Annotated in this window: 7 protein-coding genes; 5 read left to right on the top strand and 2 right to left on the bottom strand. The window is 67.6% G+C overall.

The window, feature by feature from the left end:
- Positions 1-180: 180 nt before the first annotated feature.
- From AC3IQ7_RS15890 to AC3IQ7_RS15875, 4 genes are all read left to right on the top strand, one after another.
- On the top strand, positions 181-558 hold the full coding sequence (locus AC3IQ7_RS15890; RefSeq protein WP_077404342.1) for a hypothetical protein: 378 nt from the start codon (positions 181-183) through the stop codon (positions 556-558).
- A 180-nt stretch (positions 559-738) separates the two neighbouring features.
- Positions 739-4,407 (top strand): hypothetical protein, encoded by a 3,669-nt coding sequence (locus tag AC3IQ7_RS15885; RefSeq protein WP_489206623.1) that lies wholly within the window; start codon positions 739-741, stop codon positions 4,405-4,407.
- A complete protein-coding gene (locus AC3IQ7_RS15880; RefSeq protein WP_489206622.1) occupies positions 4,404-5,903 on the top strand; it encodes an endonuclease/exonuclease/phosphatase family protein in 1,500 nt (499 codons plus the stop codon). Before AC3IQ7_RS15885 ends, AC3IQ7_RS15880 begins: the two co-directional genes overlap by 4 nt.
- 67 nt (positions 5,904-5,970) lie before the next feature.
- Positions 5,971-16,503: a LysM peptidoglycan-binding domain-containing protein gene (locus AC3IQ7_RS15875; RefSeq protein WP_489206621.1), complete on the top strand. Its 10,533-nt coding sequence runs from the start codon at positions 5,971-5,973 to the stop codon at positions 16,501-16,503.
- 15 nt (positions 16,504-16,518) lie between these two features.
- Here AC3IQ7_RS15875 and AC3IQ7_RS15870 read toward each other — a convergent pair whose 3' ends face one another.
- Both AC3IQ7_RS15870 and AC3IQ7_RS15865 read right to left on the bottom strand, forming a co-directional pair.
- Positions 16,519-17,469: a 2-hydroxyacid dehydrogenase gene (locus tag AC3IQ7_RS15870; RefSeq protein WP_489206620.1), complete on the bottom strand. Its 951-nt coding sequence runs from the start codon at positions 17,467-17,469 to the stop codon at positions 16,519-16,521.
- A 112-nt stretch (positions 17,470-17,581) separates the two neighbouring features.
- Positions 17,582-18,271, bottom strand: a complete 690-nt coding sequence (locus tag AC3IQ7_RS15865; protein ID WP_158301099.1) for a hypothetical protein — start codon at positions 18,269-18,271, stop codon at positions 17,582-17,584.
- Between the two features lie 233 nt (positions 18,272-18,504).
- On the opposite strand from AC3IQ7_RS15865, the gene AC3IQ7_RS15860 reads away from it, so the two are divergent.
- Entirely contained in the window at positions 18,505-20,724 is a 2,220-nt protein-coding gene (locus AC3IQ7_RS15860; RefSeq protein WP_489206619.1) for a TonB-dependent receptor, read from the top strand.
- Positions 20,725-20,753 lie beyond the last annotated feature (29 nt).

Raw genomic sequence — 20,753 nt, 5'->3', positions numbered from 1 at the left:
TTGATTAATATCAAATGTCTTGTCTTTATTTGAAATTGCGTATTGTCCCGCCATATTTTTATGGCATGGTCGCAAAGCCGTCGCAATACCATTTCTACCGACTTACCCAACTGCCCCGAACCTGTCGGCCACGGGGCGCCCACCGCAAGTGCAGGCCGATATCACCTCATGGAGAATGTCATGTCTAACTTACCTCGCGTCGAAGTCACCAACCATACGCTGGCCTCCGGCCAAAGCGTCACCACCAACACCACGCCGAACAGCATCGCGCTGTCCATCGCCAGCGGCGACAGCAACAACCAGACCGGCATCGCCTTCCAGTTCCAGGGCCGCACCACATACTGGAATCCCAGCGTCACCACCGGTTTCACCACGGCCAAGCTGGCTAGCGACACGGGCAACGGCGTCGTCACGTGGAAAGCCGGTCTGACGGTCACCTACTCGCCGCAAAGCACGGGGCTGTATAACGTGCTGCTCTCCGGCGACATCGTCGACGGCGGCACCGTGTATAGCTACACGGGCTTCGTGCTGGCCACCTTTACCTCCAACTCGCAGTAAGCGGCGGTTCCGCGCCCGCCTGCGGGCGGGCGCTCTGGATGGCCGCCCGCCACCGCATCCAGGCAAGCCGCCTGGCCATCCGACGCCCTTCCGGGCCCACCCGTTGTAAACGATTGCGAAGCCGCGCGGCCGCCATGCCGCCGCATCGCAGCCCGAGTCGCGTCTTGAGTGGAGGTAGTCATGGGTTTCAGTTTCGTCGCCACCGATCCCGCCAGCAAGGTCAGCCTGTATGAATCGCCGCCGCAGCCGGACCATGCGTGGGCCGGCTACCTGCTGCCGCCCGTCGCGCCGCCTGCCACGCCCCCGGACAGCATCAGCTATGCCGACAGCCTGTCGCCGCAGCGCATGGGCGGCTACGTGTTTGCCAGTGCCCGTCCGGCGGCGCTGGACGCGGCGCCCGGCCCCTTCATCGCCGCTCTCGCCGCGTATATCGACCGGCAGTCGTCGGCGCCGGGACTGAACCTGAACGCGCTGCTATGGCTGCGCGACGCCGATGCTGCGCCGGCCGATTCCTTCAAGAACTACGGCTGCAGCTACAGCTATAACCAGCTGACCAAGGGCTTTGCCACCAGCACCAATGTCAATTTCCGGCTGGGACAGGACCTGCTGTTCAACGTGCTGGCCAGCGTCGGCCTGTCCATCGACGCCGTCAGCGGCAGTTTGCGGCTGTCCGCGCCGCTGGCCACGCCGCCAGCGCTGGCCTTCCAGCGCAACGCCAGCGATATAGGCATACGCGTCACGGGCAGCGGCAACACGATCCGCACGTTCGTGCCGCTGACGGGTCCGAATGCGGGCTGCCTGACGTTTACGGCCACCGTCAACCCTGCCGTCACCTTCGGCCCAAGCGGCCTGGCCGTCGGCTTTCCCATGAGCGCGCGCGACACGGCCAGCGGCCAGCTGCAGCAGCTGTTCTACCCGGCGCTCAGCGCGCCCGCCGCGTTGCCGGCCAACCTGGCCTGGGTCGGCACGGTCGACCCGCTCGATCCCTACAATCAGAAGCTGTCCGCCAAGGCCAAGCTGGAAGGCGTATTACGCTGCGGCTTGCTGCCGGCCGGCCGGCCCGCGTTGCCGTCCACCTACCGCACGGCGCTGGGCCATGCGACGGCCTTGCTGCCGCTGGGCGCTGCCAGCGGGCAGCCGCCCGTGGTCGGCCTGCAGTCGGGCGCCCTGGCCTTTGGCTGCGCCGCGCCGTCTCCCTCTCGGCCCGTTACCAGCAAGGCCCTGCTGACGCCAGCCGGGCGCTTCGGCCTGAGCGCCAGCGGCCAGGCTGTCGGGATGCAGACAAACTTGTTATGCGGCATCTTTGGCTCGGAACAGCTGAGCATGACCACCTATGATGGCGCCGCGCCGGAAAATGACAGTCTGCTGTTCGTGCCCGCCTCACCCGCCTACGCGGCCGTCTTCCCGTTCCAGGCCGCGACCCTGGACTTGCCCGATTCCGGTAATGTAGCCACGCCGCTGACGGCCGATTACCTCAGTTGCTGGGCCAGCGTGCTCAAGGGCGGCGCGGCCATGCCGCAATACCATGCGGAGCCGGCGGGCAGTCCCATGTACGGCCTGCCGCCGGCCGCCCGGGCGGCCGCCTTGCTGCGCGCCGTAGCCGCCGATACCGTGCTGGCCTCGACCCCGCCCTCGTTGCCCGTGCCGCAGGGCGCCGCGCACGCCTTTCCCCTGCTGCCGTATGGCGGCGCCGTCAGCGGCGGCCCGCTGGAGATCAGCGCCTCCCTGCTGTCGAGCTTTGAAAGCAGCATCGTGGCCGCCACGCGCAAGGCCGTCATTTCCAGCGGCGCCAGCGCCACCTGGCAGGCGCGCGCGGCCGCCAGCCACCGCGTGCGCGGGCTGGCCGCCGGCGAGGCGGTGGCGGAAGCGCCGCACTACCGCACCACGCCGCAGGGCGCTGTCGCCACCGTGTCCAGCCAGGAGCAGGACCAGGACGCCTTCCTGTCGGTGACCCTGGGCCAGACCCTGGGCGACGGCGGCCAGATCTTGCCGTTCGGCTTCCGCTTCCCGGACGCTACCTTGCAGGATGCCTTGCAGACCAACCAGCTGTTCCTGGTGGCCGTCAACGCGGCCCACCTGTCGGACGGCGGCGCGCGCTTCGACAATACCGTGGGCATCGCGGGCTGGACCATGCAAGCGCAGGTGGGGCTCGGCGTGACGCCCACGTCCTACCGCAACGTGATGCTGCTCAAGTATTGCAGCGGCAGCGTCAGGGAACGCGTCACCAATCCGAACGCCTGGTCGGGCGCGCCCGATTTTTCGCTGGCCGCCGACGCCGGCCCCGGCGTCCAGGGCATCGCCTACACGGGGCTGTCGCAGTGGCTGCAGGATGTCATCGAAGCGGCCGAGGTGCTGGCGGCGGACAATCCCGAATCGCCGTACCGGCATTTCCTGGAACTGGTCAGCGATCCCGCCTGGACGGGCGTGCTGGTGCTGCAGGCGGATCTGGATCCGTCCAGTCTGCCGGCTGGCCTGCAGGGCATCGCGGCCGGCCTCGACCTGACGCGCTTCGTCGCCCACCATTTCGGCTTCACGGCCAGCCGCGTGACGGTGCATGGCGACGGCAGCATCACCCTCGACGGCAATTCCAGTACCTTCGGCCTGGTCGACTACCAGGACCCGGCCTTCGCCGCAGGCCAGCGCAACGGCTTGCCGCCCGATACCCCCATCGCCCTGCCCGACACCGACAACTATGCGTTCCGCGTGCTGCAATTGCAGGTGCTGTTCGACAATGCCGTCATCAAGACCTTCAAGAGCTACGTGCAGCTGGCCGTCAACGAGCTGCTCGGCTCGCCCGTGACGGCCACCACCTTCGGCGGCAATGCGATGCCGAACAACGGCGTGGTACTCGACGGCAGCTATATCGACCAGAATGGCACCGGCATCTACATCTTCGAGCAAGCCACGCCGTCGATATTCAGCCTCGACAGCAACCTGCTGCGCCACGTGGCTTTCCAGCGCATCCAGTTCAACTGCCTGGGCACCATCGATGCGGGCGCGACCGTGCTGAACCGCTTTTCCGTCTGGGGCACGCTGGACTTCGCCAGCCTGGACGACCGCACGGGCGCCGTGCTGGACCTGCTGTCGTTCGGCGCGCTGGCGCCGGACCTGCCGCCGGACGGCGAAGGCCTGGCCTTTTCCAACCTGGTGATCGACATGCGCTATCCGCAGACGACGCCGTCGGCCGTGCGCTTCGACGAGGTGACGGCCAACCTGGCCTACGACCTCGACGCCAGCCAGGCCAGGCCGGACAGCCTGTTCAAGGGCTTCGGCCTGGAACTGTCGGGCTTTATCGCTGCCGCCGACGGGCAAAAACCGGCCGATTTCGGCTTCCTGCCCGTCAGCACGGCACTGAACCTGAGCACGCTCGACGGGCCCTGGCACGGCGTCGTGTATGACGTCACCATGGGCGGGCCGGGCGCGCTCGTCTCGGCCGCCGGCTTCCATTCGACCCTGCTGCTGGCCTGGTCGCCCGCCAGCACCGCCGGCGACGACGCGCAAGCCGTCTTCGTCGGTCTGTCGCTGCCCGGCGCGGCGCCGGGCGCCAGGCTGATCAGCCTGCAAGGCATCTTCAAGCTGGCCATCGACAATATCGGGCTGATGCGGCAAAAAGTGCCCGACGGCGACTCCTACTATTATTGCCTGCGGCTCGACAATATCGCCATCAAGTTCCTCGGCATTGCCAAGCTGCCGCCCGACGCGAACATCCAGTTCTTCCTGTTTGGCGACCCGAAGAATACGGGCAGCCTGGGCTGGTATGCCGCGTACATCGCCGATGCGGCCGCCCGGCAGGAGCAGGCACTGGCCGCGCTGCCATTGCCGGCCATTTCATTGGGGAGCGCAGCATGACCAACGTCGTGTACTGGAATATCGAGAACTTCGGCATCAACAAGGTCAACAATCCCAGCCGCAAGCGGCCCCGCTATGGCGAAGGCGGCCGCTGCGGCGGTAACCTGCCGGCCGTGGCCGCGCTGCAGCGCCGCAACCACATCCTGACCATCCTGCGCGCAACGCAGCCCGATATTTTCGTCCTGATCGAGGTGTCGGCCAGCGCGGCCGGCGTCGGCGACCTGGCGCCCGCCACGGGCGGCCTGCAGGGCGCGATCTTCCTGCTGCAACAGCTGCGCAGCGACCCCGCCGACCCCAACCGCGATGCCTGGCGCATGGTGCCGCCGCTGAAAGTAGGCACGGGCGGGCGCACGGAATCGGTCGCCGTGCTGTACCGCGGCATATCGGGCACGGCTGGCACGGCCACGGAAGTGCGGCGCTATTTCACGGGGCCGAACGTGTGGACGGGCGGCGGCGTGTCGGCTGTGGCGGCCGGCGCCGTGCCCGCCGCCTATCCGGCCGGGGGGCCCGGCGCGCCCAACATCCAGGATTTTCTCAACCCGCAAGGCCAGCAGGCGCGCACCATCCCGGCCGGCGCGCAGTACAACGGCGGCCTGGCCGAGGGCATGGCAGCGGCGCGCATCGCCTTCGCGCCCGCGCCGGCGCCGGCCGCGCCGCCCGTCGTTGGCGGACTGGTCAATTTCAACGGCTTGCGCCAGCCCTTCATGGTCAGTTTCGTGGAAACCAACCAGGCCAACGTCATCACGCGCAACCTGACCCTGTTTGCCGTGCATGCGCCGCCCAACCACGGCGGCGCCACCAATTTCATCAATATCCTGCTGCGCGGCGTGAACGACGTGGCGGCGGCGCCTGCCGGCCCGCCGCACAATGAAATCAAGCTGATCTGCGGCGACTTCAACCTGAACGCCATCTACGCGCAGCCGCCCGGGGCGGGCGGGCGGACCACGGCCTACGACCAGTTGCGCGCGATTAAATACGTGCCGCTGCTGGACCCGCCGCCGGCCATGCCGGTGGCAGCGAACCTGACGCTGGACGCGTATCAGGGCTACCTGGCCACGCATATCCGCCCCAAGCGCACCAAGCCGCAGCTGACGCAGCAATCGCGCTTCCTGTGGTCCGACAATACGGCCGGCGGCGCGCTGCTGGCGGCCCCGTATCCGGGCTATAACTATATCGGCAGCGATATGGTGAGCAACTTTTTCTCGATCGACAATATGCTCGTCAACCCGCTGGTGCTGGCGAATAACTACCAGTTCACGGTGATGAATCCCGTGTCGGGCACGCCGTTCACGCTGGTGGGCGGCATGCCAGCGGGCGTGCCCATCGGCACGCGCCCGCTGGCCGCGCAATTTCCGAACTTGCCTGTTGGCATGGCCTGGCCGCAATCGCCGGCGGCCGTGTATGCCGTAGGCCAGGCGCGCACGCTGAATGGCTGGGCCAATTACGGCTACCTGCGCAGCACCAGCGACCACCTGGCGCTGTTTGCCGTGCTGTAGACAGAGCGTCCGGGCGGGTGCGAGCGTCCGCCCTGGACATCATGACTGATTCAAGGAGCAAGTTCGTATGGCCACCACAGATACCGCGCTGGAAAACCTGCAGCAAGCCATCGTCAACGCCGCCAGCAGTGGCCCGTTCGCCCTCGATGCCGCCTTCCTGGAAGCGGGCCTGGCCGACCCGGACGTCGCGCCGCCCGAAAAATTCGACGCCATCATCGGCCAGGCATTCCAGATCGACGCGGCACAGTTCCTGATCAGCTGCGCGGTAGCCGACGTGGGCGCCGTGAGCGACGGTGTCTTTACGGTCAGCAAGGCAAGCCTGCCCTTTATCGGCGGCCTGCTGCAAACTCCGGCCACGCTGGTGTTTTCCACGCAGCCGGCCGCCGCGCGCACGCCAGGCGAGAACGGGGATGACGACGGGGATGATGCAGCCGTGCTGGTGGTGCAGGTGGCCGCCAGTCCCGCCGACTGGAACTGGGATAGCAGCTTTCCCTTTATGGGCGGCTGGCCATTCAGCGAGTTGCCGCTGTCGGGCGCGCTGCTGGTGTTTTCCAGCGCCGACGGCGTCTATCCATGGGGCGGCGACAGCACGCTGTCCGTCACGGGCGGCGCCAAGCAGAACGTCAGCGCCAGTGTGGCCCTGCCCGCCTTTGTGACGCCATTTCTGGAACTGTTTTCCGACCTGGCGGCGCCGCCGGGCAAGCTGCAGATCGGCGGCTACCTGGACATGGCGCTGTACGACGGCAAGACGTTCGAACTGGGCGGCCTGATGCCCAGCGGCGTGCTGTCGGCCACGCTCAGCGAGCTCGACTGCACCTTCGCCGGCTACCTGCGCGTGGCTGCGCCCAGCCTGACCGTGACGATCCCGCCGCCCGTCGATGCGCCGCCGCCCGACGCCCTGCTGCTCGACGGCGGCATGCAGCTGCTGCTGGGCGGCGCCGGCGAAGGGGCCGACGAGGAAGCGGCCGACGGCGACCAGGCCGCCACGCTGGCCCTGACGGCCACGCTCAGCGTGGAAGGCGCGGGCGCCACCGACTACACGCTGTCGCTGCTGCTGCAGCCATCGAACGCCAATGGCGACGGCAACTACGTGGTCAGCCTGGAAGCGGGCAGCGACGGGCAGCCCCTCAGTCCCGGTGCCGCCATCAGCCTGATCGGCGGGGGCGCCAGCTATTTCCGCGCCACCCCGGCCGTGCTGCAGGAGTTCCTGACCTCGTTCGGCCTCGGCGGCATGACCATCAGCGGCAGCATTCCGCCCAAGGCGGCGCCCACGGTGGACCAGGTCACGCTGCAGCTGCGCAGCGTGCGCGATCTCAGCTGGCAGCCTATTCCGGCGCCCACGCCCGCGCTGAGCTTTACCGTCACCTCGTTCTTCCTCGACTGGACGGCTTACCAGCCGCTGGCGAGCAAGGCCAGCGGAAAGTCGCGCTATGAATACCTGTTCGGCACCACCTTCACCCTGTTGCCCACGGTATTTCGCAATCTCGACGGCACGCCGGGCGGCGAATTCGACGTGCAGTTCAACTCGGCGCAGCTGTTCCAGGCCAGCTTTCCCGGCAAGGCCACGCTGTCGGACTTCCTGTCCGTCGTCTCGAACGGCCTCGTCAGCCTGCCCGACAGCATCCAGGCCGAGGTGTCGAATATTGTGCTGAGCATAGACGGTGCGGCCCAGTCCTTCGCGTTTTCCAGCGACTACGCCATCAGCCTGTCCTTCCTGACGGTGGGCGGTGCGCCCATCCTGAGCATTTCGGACGGCCAGATCAGCCTGTCGGGCATCAGCGCCACGGTGGCCGCGGACAAGCAGGAAGGCGCGCTGGCCCTTGTCGAGGCCGGCAATGCGGGCGCCGGCACGGCCTGGGCCGGGTCCATTTCCGGCTTGCTGGGCGTGGGCGCCAGCCTGCAGGCGGCCGTCAGCGTGGCCTACAGCAGCCAGGAAACGCCGCCCCGCTGGACCCTCTCCGCCTCCCTCGCGCAAGAACTCGATGTGGGCGAGATGATCAAGCAATTCTTTGCCGCCGGCGGCATCTATGATTTCCCCCTCTTCTTGCCGGGCAACCTGAAGATTTCCGCGTTCGCCATCGAAGCGGTCATTCCTAGCGGCAAACCCAGCACGGACCTGGCCACCAGCTACACGGTCGACACGACGTTTACCTGGCTGTTCATGCTTGGCCAGCAAGAGATCGGCTTGCAGAAAGCCACGCTTTCGGTGCAGTATGACGGCGCCAAGCCGGCCGCGCAGCAATTCTCGGGCAAGGCCGATGCCGTATGGATCTATACCGCCATCAATCTGAAACTGGGCTTCGGCTATGCCTTCCAGCCGACGGACAAGGGGCCGAACCACACGCTGTACGTGAGCTGGGAAGGCTTCACGGCAACCTATACCAGCGGCAACGAGATGCTCAGCTTCACCCTGGCGGGCTGGTCTCTGGGCAGCCTGATCCAGGCGCTCGTGCGCACGCTGGGCGATCCGTATTTCGTGCTGCCGTCGCCGTGGGACTTGCTGAACCAGGTCACGCTGGATGGCCTGTCCATCAACGTGTCGCTGAAAACCGGCGAAAAGAACCGCCTCAGCGCCACCTACACGCTCAGTTCCCCCCTCAACCTCGGCTTCATCGTCATCCGCAGCATCGTCTTCAAGCGCAATACGGACGGCAAGGTGACCCTGGCGCTGGACGCCACCGTGCCGCCATTGCTCAAAGGCAGCATGGGCGACTTGCTGGACCCGAACAAGGGGCAGGACGTGGAAGAAATGCCCAGCGTGCCGGGCGCCGGTTCCAGCTATTTCAAGGTCTTCCTGCTGATGCTGGGCCAGCGCGTGGCCATCAACGGCGCGTCCGACTTCAGCTCGACCAAGGCCGTCATCGACGCGCTGGCCGGCGTGCCGCCCACCACGGGCAAGAACAATCCCGTCAACCCGGGCAGCGGCGTGCAGGGCCAACCGTATTACCAGCCGGACAGCAACTGGCTGATCGCCGCGCATTTCGGCGTGCTGCAGACAGCCGGCGTGTGGGCCGTCGACGTACAGATCGTCTTCAACGATCCCAACCTGTACGGCTTGCGCCTGACCCTGGGCAGCCCCAAGATGGGCGGCCTGGCCGGCCTGGTGGTCGATATCCTGTACAAGAAAATCAGCGACGACGTGGGCCTGTTCCAGATCGACTTCACCTTCCCCGACAGCATACGCAACCTGAACTTCGGCGCCGTCAGCGTGGTGCTGCCGATGATAGGCATCAAGATCTACACGAATGGCGATTTCCTGATCGACATCGGCTTTCCCTACAATATGGACTTTACGCGCTCGTTCAGCTTTAGCGCCATCGTCTACGGCGTGCCGGTGATGGGATCGGGCGGCGTGTATTTCGGCAAGCTGTCGAGCGCGACGGCAACGCAGGTGCCGAAAACCGATCTCGGCTATTTTAATCCCGTCATCGTCTTCGGCCTGGGCCTGCAGCTGGGCCTGGGCTACAACTTCGTCAAGGGGCCGCTGAAAGCCGGCTTCGCGCTGACCGTGTTCGGCATCATCGAAGGCGTAATCGCCACCTACCATCCGTACGACCGCAGCAACGCCGTCGCGCTGGCCAACGCCGGCGCGTCCGGCAGCGTTCAGGACAGCAGCTACTTCAAGCTGACGGGCACGTTCGGCGTGATCGGCATGCTGTACGGCGAAGTGGACTTGAAGATCATCAGCGCTTCGCTGCTCGTCAATATCACCGTATCGGTGCAGATCGGCTACGAATCCTACCGCGCCATCCCCCTGTCCGTGACGGCCTCGGTGCGCATCAGCCTGCGCGTCAAGATCGACCTGGGCATCTTCAGCTTCACCATTTCCGTGGGCTTTTCCGCCACCGTCAGCGCGCAATTCCGCATCGGCAGCGACAGCCGCGCGCCGTGGGATGGCGGCGGCGCGCTGCGCCTGGAAAGCCTGGCGCGGGGGCGCGCGCGCACCTTGCCGATGGAACTGCAGGCCGCCATGCTGCGCGCCGGGCCGCGCCGCCAGCCGCGACGCGTGCTGCGCACCGATGCCAAGCCGGTGCTGCAACTGGTGACGGCGCCGCAATTCACGGTGCTGGCGCCGCAGGGCGCCACCGCCAGCAGCGCGCAGCAAGGCGCGTTCGTCTGCCTGTTCGCCATGGATGCGCCGGACCCGGCCGCCGGCGGCGCGGGCACAGGCACGACCTCGTTCGACCTGCTGTGCAAGGCGTATTTCCCGTGGCTGCTCGACACGTTGCAGCCGGCGGCGCGGGCCGACGGCGCGGCGCTGGACCTGGCTGCCGCCGCGACTGCCAGCGTGACGCTGGAGCAGCTGGTGGCGGGCATCCAGGTGCTGGCCGACCCCGCCATGCAACCATTCGGCATGGGCGACCTGCTGCAATTTCTCGCCGACAGCTTCATCGTGAACATCAGCGCGCCGGGCGCCAATATGGACGGCGCCACGCTATTCCCCCTGTTCGACGGGCTGCGGCTGGACGTGCCCGACCCGCAAGGCGGCACCGGCACGCAAGCGATCGACCTCGAGACCTACGCGACGGCGACGGAACAGTACCGCAGCACGGTGGCCGGCGTGCTGCGCCAGGTGGCCGCCAAGGTGGGCAAGGCGCCCGCCAGGCCCGCGCTGCTGGCGCAGGACGACGCTGGCGCCGAATCGATGGCAGCCTTCATCTTCGTCGACGTCTTCAGCCTGATCGGTCGCGCGCTGCTGCAATCGGCCATCGATGCCTTCGACAATTACAGCTATGCGCTGCAGCCCGGCGACAGCATCGCCAGCATCGTCGCCGCCTTCAACCTTGCCGGCAACGCCATCGACGCGGACGACGTGTCGCTGCCGAATGCCACGTATCCGCTGAACGGCGCGCTGCCGCTGCAGGTCGGCGGCCTGTCCGCCGTGATCCAGGCCGGCGATACGCTGGCGGCCATCGCCGCCCGCTACACGGATCCGGCCGGCGCTGGCGGGCGCTGGCAAACCACTGCGGCCCAGCTCATCGGCGCGAATGCGGCGCCGCGTGCGCTGCGCACGGGCGTGACCCTGGTCTTCGACTTCGGCGCCGGCGCCGTCAGCCACGTCACGGCGCCCGGCGACAGCTTCGGCACCATCGCCGCCGCGCTGGACGTGCCGCTGGCCGCCCTGGCGCAGCAGGCATCGCTGTATGCGCGCGCCGACCTGCTGCTGCCGACGGCCATCCTCGCCGTGCCGCCGCTGGCGTATGCCTCGGTTGCCGGCGATACCCTGGCCGGCATCGCCAGCCGCTTCGCCGCCCCGGCCGCCGGGCTGGGACGCGACAATGCCGGCGTCGCCAATCTGTTCGCCGCGGCCCCGGGCCGGCTGGCCATCGCCCATCTCGACGCCTTGCCGCTGGAGCAGTTGTGGAGCGGCGTGCAGGCGAGCGGCGCCGTGGCCCAGGCCGCCGGCCAGGTCGCGCGCTTCATCACCTATGGCTTGCGCCTGCCGGTGGCGCCGGGCCTGAGCCTGTCGCCATCCTTCCTGTATAGCAAGACGCAGACCGACTACGCGCTGTACCAGCTGACGGGCCAGCAATTTCCCACGCCCGCCAGCGCCGCCGGCGGCTACCGCATCGGCCTGGGACGCAATGTCATTTCGCACGGCGTCGCCCTCGATTTCATCACCTTCGCCGGCGCGCCCGGCACCAGCCTGCCCATCGACCTGGACGCCGCGTACGGCTTGCTGTCGGGCGTGCTGGCGTATGCGCAGGCGGGCAGCTTCGCGCCGTCGCCTGCGCTGGACATCCTGCCGCTGGCTTCCTTGCAGCCACGGCAGTTTCCTGCGGCAGGCTACGCCGCCTGGATCACCGCCGACCTGGCGCGCCTGACGGCCGTGACGTCCGGCGCCGCTTCAGCGGCGCGCGCCGCCAGCCAGGCCGCGCCCGCGCCGTATCTGTGGCAATTGCCTGACGCCATGCTGGCCAGCATCGCCCAGCGCCAGGATACGCTGCAGGCGCTGTACACCCAGGCGCAATACGCGGACATGCTGGCCCTGATGCCCGCCTATCGTCCCCGCATCGGCAACACGCCGCCCAACAGCAGCAGCACGGTGTTCCAGGACTTGAGCGGCTATGCCTACGCCACGCGCGTGGACTTCCAGATCACGCGCATGCCGGCCGCCACCGTGGCCACCAACGACGCCAGCGGCACCGCGCTGGCCAGCGCCGCCACCCTGGCCCACGTCTACGAGCTCGTGGGACCGTCGGCCGCCGATGCCCAGCGCCTGCAATACCTGCTGAGCGGCATGGCCGCCGTGGGCGAAACCCTGGTGGCTGGCCTGTTCCTGCTGTATAGCGAAGGCGGCAGCGACCAGGTGGCGCTGACGGGCCAGGCCGATGCCGACTACCTGTGCTTCCTGACGCAAACCAATCTGTCCACGGAAAGCCATCCGCCGGCCAGCCGCATGCTGCTGGATGCGGCGCAGACGGTCTTGCCGCGCGGCATAGCCAACAGCCCCTCGCAATTCATCAAGCTGCTGTGGGAGCAATCGGTGGTGCGCGGCGGCGGCTACTATCTGTATTTCGAGGACATGGTGTCGGGCGCCGGCCTGCCCCCATCCGTCTTCGACGCCACGGGCACGGCCACGCTGACCTTGGTGGTTCCGCTGGCGCGCCCGGCGGCGGGCGCCGCCGACACCGTGCCGAACTTCGTCAACGCCCTGCTGACGACGCAGGCGATCGATCCGCAGCAGGACGTGCTGGTGTTCGAATCGCTGAGCAAGCCGGCCAGGACCCAGCCTTTGGCCCTGGCGGCCACGAGCACCCTGGCCGCCCTGGCTGCCACGTATGGCATGGGTGTGGGACAGCTGGCGCGGCAAAACGCCGTGCGGCCGCTGCGCACCGGCGCCAGCGTGCCCGTGGCCGGCATCCTGCACCAGCTGAATCAGCAAGACATGGCCGCGCCCGCGCAAGCGCTGGCGCAGCTGGCCGCGTATTACTCGGCCGGCGCCACCCCGCTGAGCGCGGCGCAGATCGCCGCCTACAATCCCGGCGTGACGGTGGCGCTGGGCGCGACCATGCGCATTCCGCCGCTCGTCTATCGCGTGCCAGCCACGGCTGACGCTCCCGGCAATACCTTCGCCGCCCTGGCCGCCTACTATGGCTTGTCGGTGGACGCCTTGGCCCTGGGCGCGGCCGCCACCGCAGGCCTGTACGCCGATGGCGCCGTGCTCGACGTCGACAGCCTGGCCTTCGATGCGCAAGCGACCTTGGCGCCGGGCAACCTGTCGTTCCAGCTCAAGCGAGCCAACGACGGCGTGCCCGTGCTCCCGCCCGATCCCACGCCGCAGCAACAGCAGCAATATGCGCAGGCAACCCTGTCTGCGCTGTACAACACGCTGTCGGCCGGCCTGGGCGCCAACCCGTATTTCCTGCCCAGTCCCTACAGCCTGCCCTTCGGACCGCAGGACCATGCGAACGACAGCGACGGCGATGGCGGCGACGATGGCGAAGCCCACCGCCGGCGCTATGCGGCCGCGGCCCTGGCCGATTACGACTACCGCCAGGCGCTGGGCTACCTGGGCAACAACAGCCAGGGACGGCCGTTCGCCACGCTCAATGCGGCGCCTGCCAATCCGCCGGCCGGCCTGCCGCCCGCAGCCGACAATCCCTACCTGGGCGTGGGCGGCCATGCGTCGCTGGCCCTGCGCTGGCAAGACCTGTTCGGCAACACCACCGTCACGCCGTTCGAGGCGCCGCCAGCCGGCTACACGGGTGCGCTGGACCAGGCCCCCGCCGCGCTGCGCTACACGGATCGCCTGCTGGGCCTGTCCGCCTGGCCGAAAGTCCAGGCCAGCTACCTGTATGACACGGATGCGGGCGGCGCGCCCGCGCTGCTGCTGACCTTGCGCATGGATGGCCTGGCCTATGCCACGCCAGCCGACGCGGCGCAAGACTTGCCCACCTACCAGCGCCTGTACTTCCAGCTGCACCAGGACTATACGGGCCTGGGCGTGCCCGGACTGAGCGGCAATGCGGTGAGCATCTCCCTCAGCAACTCCCTGCTGGCCACGCCGCTGCAGCCGCTGGGCGAGGCCCAGTCGCGGCAGGTGCGCGACTTCGTCGCCGCCTGCGCCATCTACTTGCAGGTCCTGGCCGGCGGCGGCAGCGCCACGGCGCCCGCCGCCACGCTGTCGGTGCCGGTGCCGCTGGCGCAACTGGCCAGCGTCAACCGCATCGCGCTCGACGTGGCACTGGTGCTGACGCGCCAGGCCATCCTGCTCGACCCCGTGCTGGCGGCCCTGCCGGACGGCGCCAGCGTGGTCAGCGCCGTGCTGCCGCAGGCCGACACGAATGGCGGCGCGTCCAGCTACACCACGTTTGCCAAGGCGCTCGAAGCGTGCCTGAAGACGCCGCAATGGTCGATGCGCGCGGGCGCGGGGCTGACGCGCGTGGGCAGCGCCGGCCAGCAGACGCAGCAGTTGTTCGCCGTGCGTTTCAGCGACACGCCCGGCCAGGGCATCCATTTCCGCCTGGGCCAGCAGGCCAGCTACTACGCGCCGTTGCCCGTCGCCAATTCGCTGGAAAGCCGCACGGTCAGCATCGACGCCTATCCGAGCAATACGCCGCATGCGCTGACGCTCAATAGCGTCGACCTGAACCTGTGGCTGCAAAGCTGTCTCGACGCCATCGACAAGTTCCTCTCGGCCACCTATGCGCCGCCCGCCTACATTCTCGATCGCCTCAACGGCATCGCCGATCCGCTGCAGAGCGGCCAACTGGGCCTCGTACTCAAGGCGAAGCAGACGCTGGCCGACGCCATCAGCGCCACGGTCAGCCCCGTGCTCAGCAGCAGCGCGGCGGACGAGGCCACGCGCGTCAGCGCGGCCGCCACCATGCGACAGCAGTTGCTGACCACCCTGGGGCCGGCCTTTGCCGCCGGCGCCGTGGTGGTGTACGGCGTGGACCAGGTGACGGGCGCGGACGGCAAAGACAAGGATGGGCCGCCCGCGCTGTACGGCCAGCCCGCCGGCGCCGGCACAGCCGACGGCGCGGTCGGCGACGGCAACCAGAACTACACCTTGTTCCCGACCCGGCTGCCTTTGCCAGGCACGGCCGCGCCAGACCAGAGCCGGCTGTCATTCAACTTCATCTCGAAGAATGTCGAAGGCCAGGCCTATGTGCCGCTGGACTTGCGCTATCAGATCACGCACATGGAATTCGACCAGCAAGCCGTGCCCGGCATCGAAAACTACATGCAAAGCCAGTGGCTCCTGTTCATTACCGGTCCGTTCGAGGTACCGCTGGGCAATGGCACGCAATATATCCCCGTGCTGAACCGTGCCCTGCCCGTGCCGCCCACGGTCAACCGGCAGACCGCCACCGCGTCCGCCGCGCCGCAGGCCGGTCGCATGCGCCTGGCCGCCGCTGGCTTGCAGCCGGCCCAGCTGGCCCAGTGGGATTACGGCTTCAGCTATACCTATCGCCAGGCGGCGCAGGATGCCGTGCACGTCAGCGTCGTGCTCAACGTGCCGCCGCAGACGGCCAGACTGTACGCGGCGGCCGGTCCCGACCTGTTCACGGCGCTGGCCGCCTTCGTCAGCAACTATCCGCTCATTTCGGCTGACCTCGATGCGTTCCTCGCGCCCCTCGATGGCAAGCAGGACACGGCCGATAGTATCGCCAAGGCAACACAGGCCACCACTGCCTTCCAGCAGCTGGTGACCCAGGTGGCAGCCAGCTATGGCGAGCATTTCGGCGCAGCGCAGCTGGCGGCGGCGCAAGGCGAGACCAGCGTGGCCGTGGAATTCGACGCGCGCCTGGAAGACCATGGCGGCGACGCCTGGTATGCGCTGCTCAATGTCACCGTTGGCGGCGCGCCCGCCACCTACGACCCGCAGACCGGCACCCTGAGCAACGGCGCCGTCAGCGTGCCCGTGCCCGTGCTCGACATCGATGCGCAGCAGTACCGGGCCACGCCGGCCACGCCCACGCCGCCCGGTGCGCTGCTGGCCTACCGCTACGCGGCCATCGCCGCCGACGCGCCCGACCTGTCGTTTGCCGCCGCGCTGGCCAATACCGGCCGCGAGGTGCGCATGCCGGGGCTGAACGTGATGGTGTACAAGAACGCCCAGGCCTCGCTGTACGTGCAGCGCAACCGCTACCTGTGCCCGCCCAGCCAGACGCAGGTGTCGACCATGCAGGCCTTCCTGTACCAGACGCCGGTCGTCAAGTTCAGTGACCCCATCCTGCCACGCCTGAGCTGGCAAGGCTATGATTTGCGGCAAGTCGCACCGGTGGGCGGCAGCGACGTGGCCGCCTACATGAGAGGCTTCTTCAACGCCCTCTTCACGGGCGCCTCGGGCAGCGTGCGCATCGCCATGGATGGCAGCTATTCCTACAGCGTGATGCCGGCCGTGGCGGGCTTCCCCCGCACCTCGCTGCCGGTCAGCCTGTTGCCGGCCGTGCTCGCGCCCATCGATGCGGCCCAGCCTCCCGCCGCGCCGATGGCGCTGGTGGCCCAGGTGCAGCAATGGTATGACACGCAGCAGCCGACCACGGGTGGCGGCGCCGCCATGGATTTCCGCCTGAGCTTCTTTACGGACGGCGCGCCCGAGCAACTGCTGCTGTCGCTCGAAGACGTGCGCTGGGTGGTGCGGCCCTGATGCGGCGGCGCAGCGTCAGGGCACGGGGGTGCGCAGTGGCAAGCCGGCAAAGTGGGCGGCCAGGTTATCGACCACCAGTTGCCCCATTGCATGGCGCGTTTCCACGGTCAGGCTGCCCACGTGCGGCGTGAGCACCACGTTAGGCAAGGCACGCAAGGCGGCTGGTACGCGCGGCTCGTCCGCAAACACGTCGAGGCCGGCCGCGCCCAGGTGGCCGTCCTGCAAGGCGGCGATCAAGGCCACTTCGTCGATCAGCGCGCCACGGGCAATATTGATCAGCGTGCCTTGCGGGCCGAGCGCGTCAAGCACGCTGCGGTCGATGATCTGGCGCGTGGCCGGCGTGCCTGGCGCGCAGACGATCAGGTAATCGCTTTCCTGCGCCAGGGCCAGCAAGGATGCGGCGCGCGGCACAGTAGTGCCTGCAATGGCGCGCGGCTGGAAGTAGCGCACGTGGACGCCGAAGGCGGCCAGGCGCAGTGCGATGGCTTGCCCGATCTGGCCGAAACCGAAGATGCCGGCCGTCTTGCCGCGCAGGCTCGATGCGGGGGCGATGGCCTCGCGGCGTTCCCAGCCGCCGTCGCGCACGAAACGGTCGAGCGCCACGATATGCCGCGCGCTGGCCAGCAGCAAGGCCAGCGCCACGTCGGCCACGTCATCCGTCAGCACGTTCGGCGTGGTGGTGACGGCGATGCCCCGCGCGCGCGCCTGGTCCAGCGCCACGCCGTCGAGGCCGACGCCATTGACGGCGACAATTTCCAGATTCGGCAGCAAGGCCATGTCGGTGGCGTTCAGGCCCAGCGCGCCCGTCGTGACGACGGCGCGGATGGCCGCAGCGCGCTGGGCCAGCCAGGCGTGGCGCTCTGGCGCCGGCACTTGCCAGGCGTGGTGGCAGGTGTATTGCTGTTCCAGCTGCGCGTTGACGGCAGCCGAAGGGCTGGGAGCGAGGATGAGGAGTTCGGGGAGCATGGGAGTCCTGGGTCATGTCACATGAAGTGCAGACGCAACTTAGCATATTTGACGCCTGGCCGGGGGCGGCTGCCCCGCAATCGCCGTCATGACCCTGCAGTCTGCGCGGTCTTCAGCCCGGGCAAGGCACGCGTTTGACCTTGCCGCCCGTCCTGGCCGGGTCGGCGCCGGAACCGGGATTCTCGGCCATGCCATAGCACGTGGCGCCGCCGGCGCTGACGACGCGCGTGGCGGGCCGGCCATCGGCCGTCAGAAATTCCTCCACGCGGATGACGGGGCCGCCGCGCCAGGCGGAGGCGACCAGCTTCTGGAAAGTGCTTTCGCTCTTCAGGTCGGCAGCGGCCAGCCATGGCTGGTCTTGCTTCAGTTCGCCACGCAGGGCCTTGTCGGCGGCGCCCGCCGCCAGCCGGGCGCGCGTGCGCAAGTCTGCCGTGGAAGGTGCCGTGGCCGGCGCGACAGGGAACTCCTCGGCCGGTACGGTGATGGCCTCCGCTGCCACGGCAGGCGGTGCGAAGATGACGGACGGCGCGGCGGGCGGCGCACTGGCCCGCGCGCGTGGCAAAGGAGCCGGCATGGGCATGGGCAAGGCCATCGGCGGCGTCTGCGTCAGCGGACGGGACGGCAGCAAGGTCATGAACGCCACCTCCGTGTATTGCTTGAGTTGCCGCGCCGGCAGCAGCAGGAAATACAGGCCCAGCACGTGCATGGCCAGGATCAGCGCGACGGCCGCGCCTTTCAGGCTCAAGCCGTCCCGTATGCGCAGGCGCATGGAAGCGGACGGTAGATGGCGGTGCAATGGCATGCGGTTTCCTGTGGGCGCGGGGCGCGATGGCACATTTTAGCGAAACTTGGATATGCGCATTAATAAATCCACAAGGTATCGCCTGGCGCGCCTTTTTCCGCCAGATTCCAGTCCCTGGCTGGCCCGGTGTTGTACAAATGGCGACTTTTTTGCTCGCTTTCTCACACTTTCCCACGCGCTGCGCCACGCTGGAATATAATGATAATCATTCTCATTAATATCCAGATAACTCCATGCGCACCTTCCACCTCGCCCCTACCCCGTTCGCCCTGGCCGCCTTCCTGCTGGCCAGCACCGCCGCCCACGCTCAAACCACCTCCACCGCACCGGCCGGCGACACGCAAACCATGCCGACAGTGGTCGTCAACGCGTCGGCCGATGCGTCGGCGGAAGGCTTGTCGAAGGCGTATGCGGGTGGACAGGTGGCGCGCGGCGGACGCATGGGCATCCTCGGTGCCGTGGATATGATGGACTCGCCATTCGGCAGCACAAGTTACACGCAGCAATTCATCGCCGACCAGCAAGCGCGCAGCGTGGGCGACTTGCTGCAGAGCGATCCGGCCGTGCGCGTGTCGCGCGGCTATGGCAATTTCCAGGAAGTGTATGTGATCCGCGGTTTCGCCCTCGATTCCGATGATGTGGCCTACAACGGCCTGTACGGCGTGTTGCCTCGCCAATATGTATCGCCGGAATTGCTCGAAAGAGTGGAAGTGTTCCGTGGCGCCAGCGCCTTCCTGAATGGCGCGGCGCCGGGCGGCAGCGGCATTGGCGGCGCCATCAACCTGATGCCCAAGCGCGCCGGCAATGCGCCGCTGACGGATTTGACGGTGGGCGTGGAGTCGGGCGGCCATGCCTATGCGGCCATCGACGTGGCGCGCCGCTTTGGCGAGAACCAGGAATTCGGCGTGCGCGTGAACGCCGCCAAGCGCCAGGGCGAGACCAGCATCAAGCGCGAAGACCACGACGTGGGCATGTTCTCGGTGGGCCTCGACTATCGCGGCCGCAACTACCGTCTGTCGGCCGATGCCGGCTACCAGAATTTCGACCTGACGGCGCCGCGCCCTTCCATCAACACGGGCACCCTGACAGCCTTGCCTGGCGCGCCCGATGCGTCGAAGAACTTTGCCCAGCCCTGGAGCTATTCGAAGGAACACGATGTGTTCGGCACGGCGCGCGCCGAAGTGGACCTTGCCAAGGATGTCGTGGCCTGGGCCGCGTTTGGCAGCCGTTCGACCAAGGAATCGAACAGCCTGGCCCAACCGACGTTGAGCTCGCTCAATGGCGACGCCAGCGTGTACCGCTTCGACAATGCGCGCAAGCAGGAAATTCGCACGGGAGAACTGGGTATTCGCGGCAAGTTCGTGTTGGGCGCCGTCAAGCATACGCTGGTGGCCAGCTGGTCCAATCACTGGAATGAGGCGAAGAATGCGTATGCGATCAGCGACTACGCGGGCTTGCCGACGAATATCTACCGTCCGCTGGACGTCGCCATGCCCCCCACCCTGCCCGCAAACTCGGCCGGCGTGATGAGCGACCCGCGCCTGACGCAAAAGACTATTCTCAACAGCTACGCCGTGGCCGATACCATGGCCTTCCTCGACGACCAGTTGCTACTGACCGTGGGTTTGCGCCGCCAGCAGATCAGGGATGCCGGTTACGACTACAACACCTCGGCGCTGCAAGGAAAGGCTTATGACAAGAGCGCCACGACGCCCGTGGCTGGCATCGTATTCAAGGCCAGCAAGGACGTGTCGCTGTACGCCAACTACATCGAGGCGCTGGTCAAGGGACCGGTTGTCAGCGATACCTATTTTGATGGCCAGAACTACGTGTCACTGAGCAACAAGGGAGAAATATTCTCGCCATACAAGTCCAAGCAGAAGGAAATCGGCGTCAAGTACGATAGCGGCAGGCTGGGCATGAGCGCCGCCCTGTTCTCGACGGCCAAGCCTTTGCCTGCCGTGGTCGGCTCGCGCTCCACCCTATCGGGCGAACAGCGCAACCAGGGCCTGGAGTTGTCGATTTTCGGCACGCCGATGGCGGGCGTGCGCCTGCTGGGCGGCCTGACCTGGCTCGATACGGAACAGCGCAAGACGGACAAGCCGGCCAACAATGGCAAGAACGCCATCGGCGCGCCAAAAACACAGCTCAGCGTGGGCGGCGAATGGGATGTGTCCGGCGCACCTGGCCTGTCGCTGAACGCCCGCACCGTCTACACCTCGACCCAGTATGTGGACCTGGCCAACACCAAGCAGCTGCCGTCCTGGACCCGTGTCGACATCGGCGCGCGCTACCTGACGCAGGTGGCCGGCCATGACGTGACCTTGCGCGCACGCATCGACAACGTGGCCGATCGCAGCTACTGGGCCTCGGCCGTTTCCTCGTTCGACGCCGGCAGCCTGGTGCTGGCCGCGCCGCGCACCTTTGTCGTGTCGGGCAGCGTGGCGTTCTAAATCCGCTTCCGCCAACCTGCACCCAAGCT

This window comes from Janthinobacterium sp. GL_088 (assembly GCF_057837845.1).
This window is presented reverse-complemented; position numbering and strand designations above follow the sequence as displayed.

Bases quoted from the DNA above. Each gene is read 5' to 3' on its own strand.
- AC3IQ7_RS15890 (WP_077404342.1), top strand. From the start codon at position 181: ATGTCTAACTTACCTCGCGTCGAAGTCACCAACCATACGCTGGCCTCC.
- AC3IQ7_RS15885 (WP_489206623.1), top strand. From the start codon at position 739: ATGGGTTTCAGTTTCGTCGCCACCGATCCCGCCAGCAAGGTCAGCCTG.
- AC3IQ7_RS15880 (WP_489206622.1), top strand. From the start codon at position 4,404: ATGACCAACGTCGTGTACTGGAATATCGAGAACTTCGGCATCAACAAG.
- AC3IQ7_RS15875 (WP_489206621.1), top strand. From the start codon at position 5,971: ATGGCCACCACAGATACCGCGCTGGAAAACCTGCAGCAAGCCATCGTC.
- AC3IQ7_RS15870 (WP_489206620.1), bottom strand. From the start codon at position 17,469: ATGCTCCCCGAACTCCTCATCCTCGCTCCCAGCCCTTCGGCTGCCGTC.
- AC3IQ7_RS15865 (WP_158301099.1), bottom strand. From the start codon at position 18,271: ATGCCATTGCACCGCCATCTACCGTCCGCTTCCATGCGCCTGCGCATA.
- AC3IQ7_RS15860 (WP_489206619.1), top strand. From the start codon at position 18,505: ATGCGCACCTTCCACCTCGCCCCTACCCCGTTCGCCCTGGCCGCCTTC.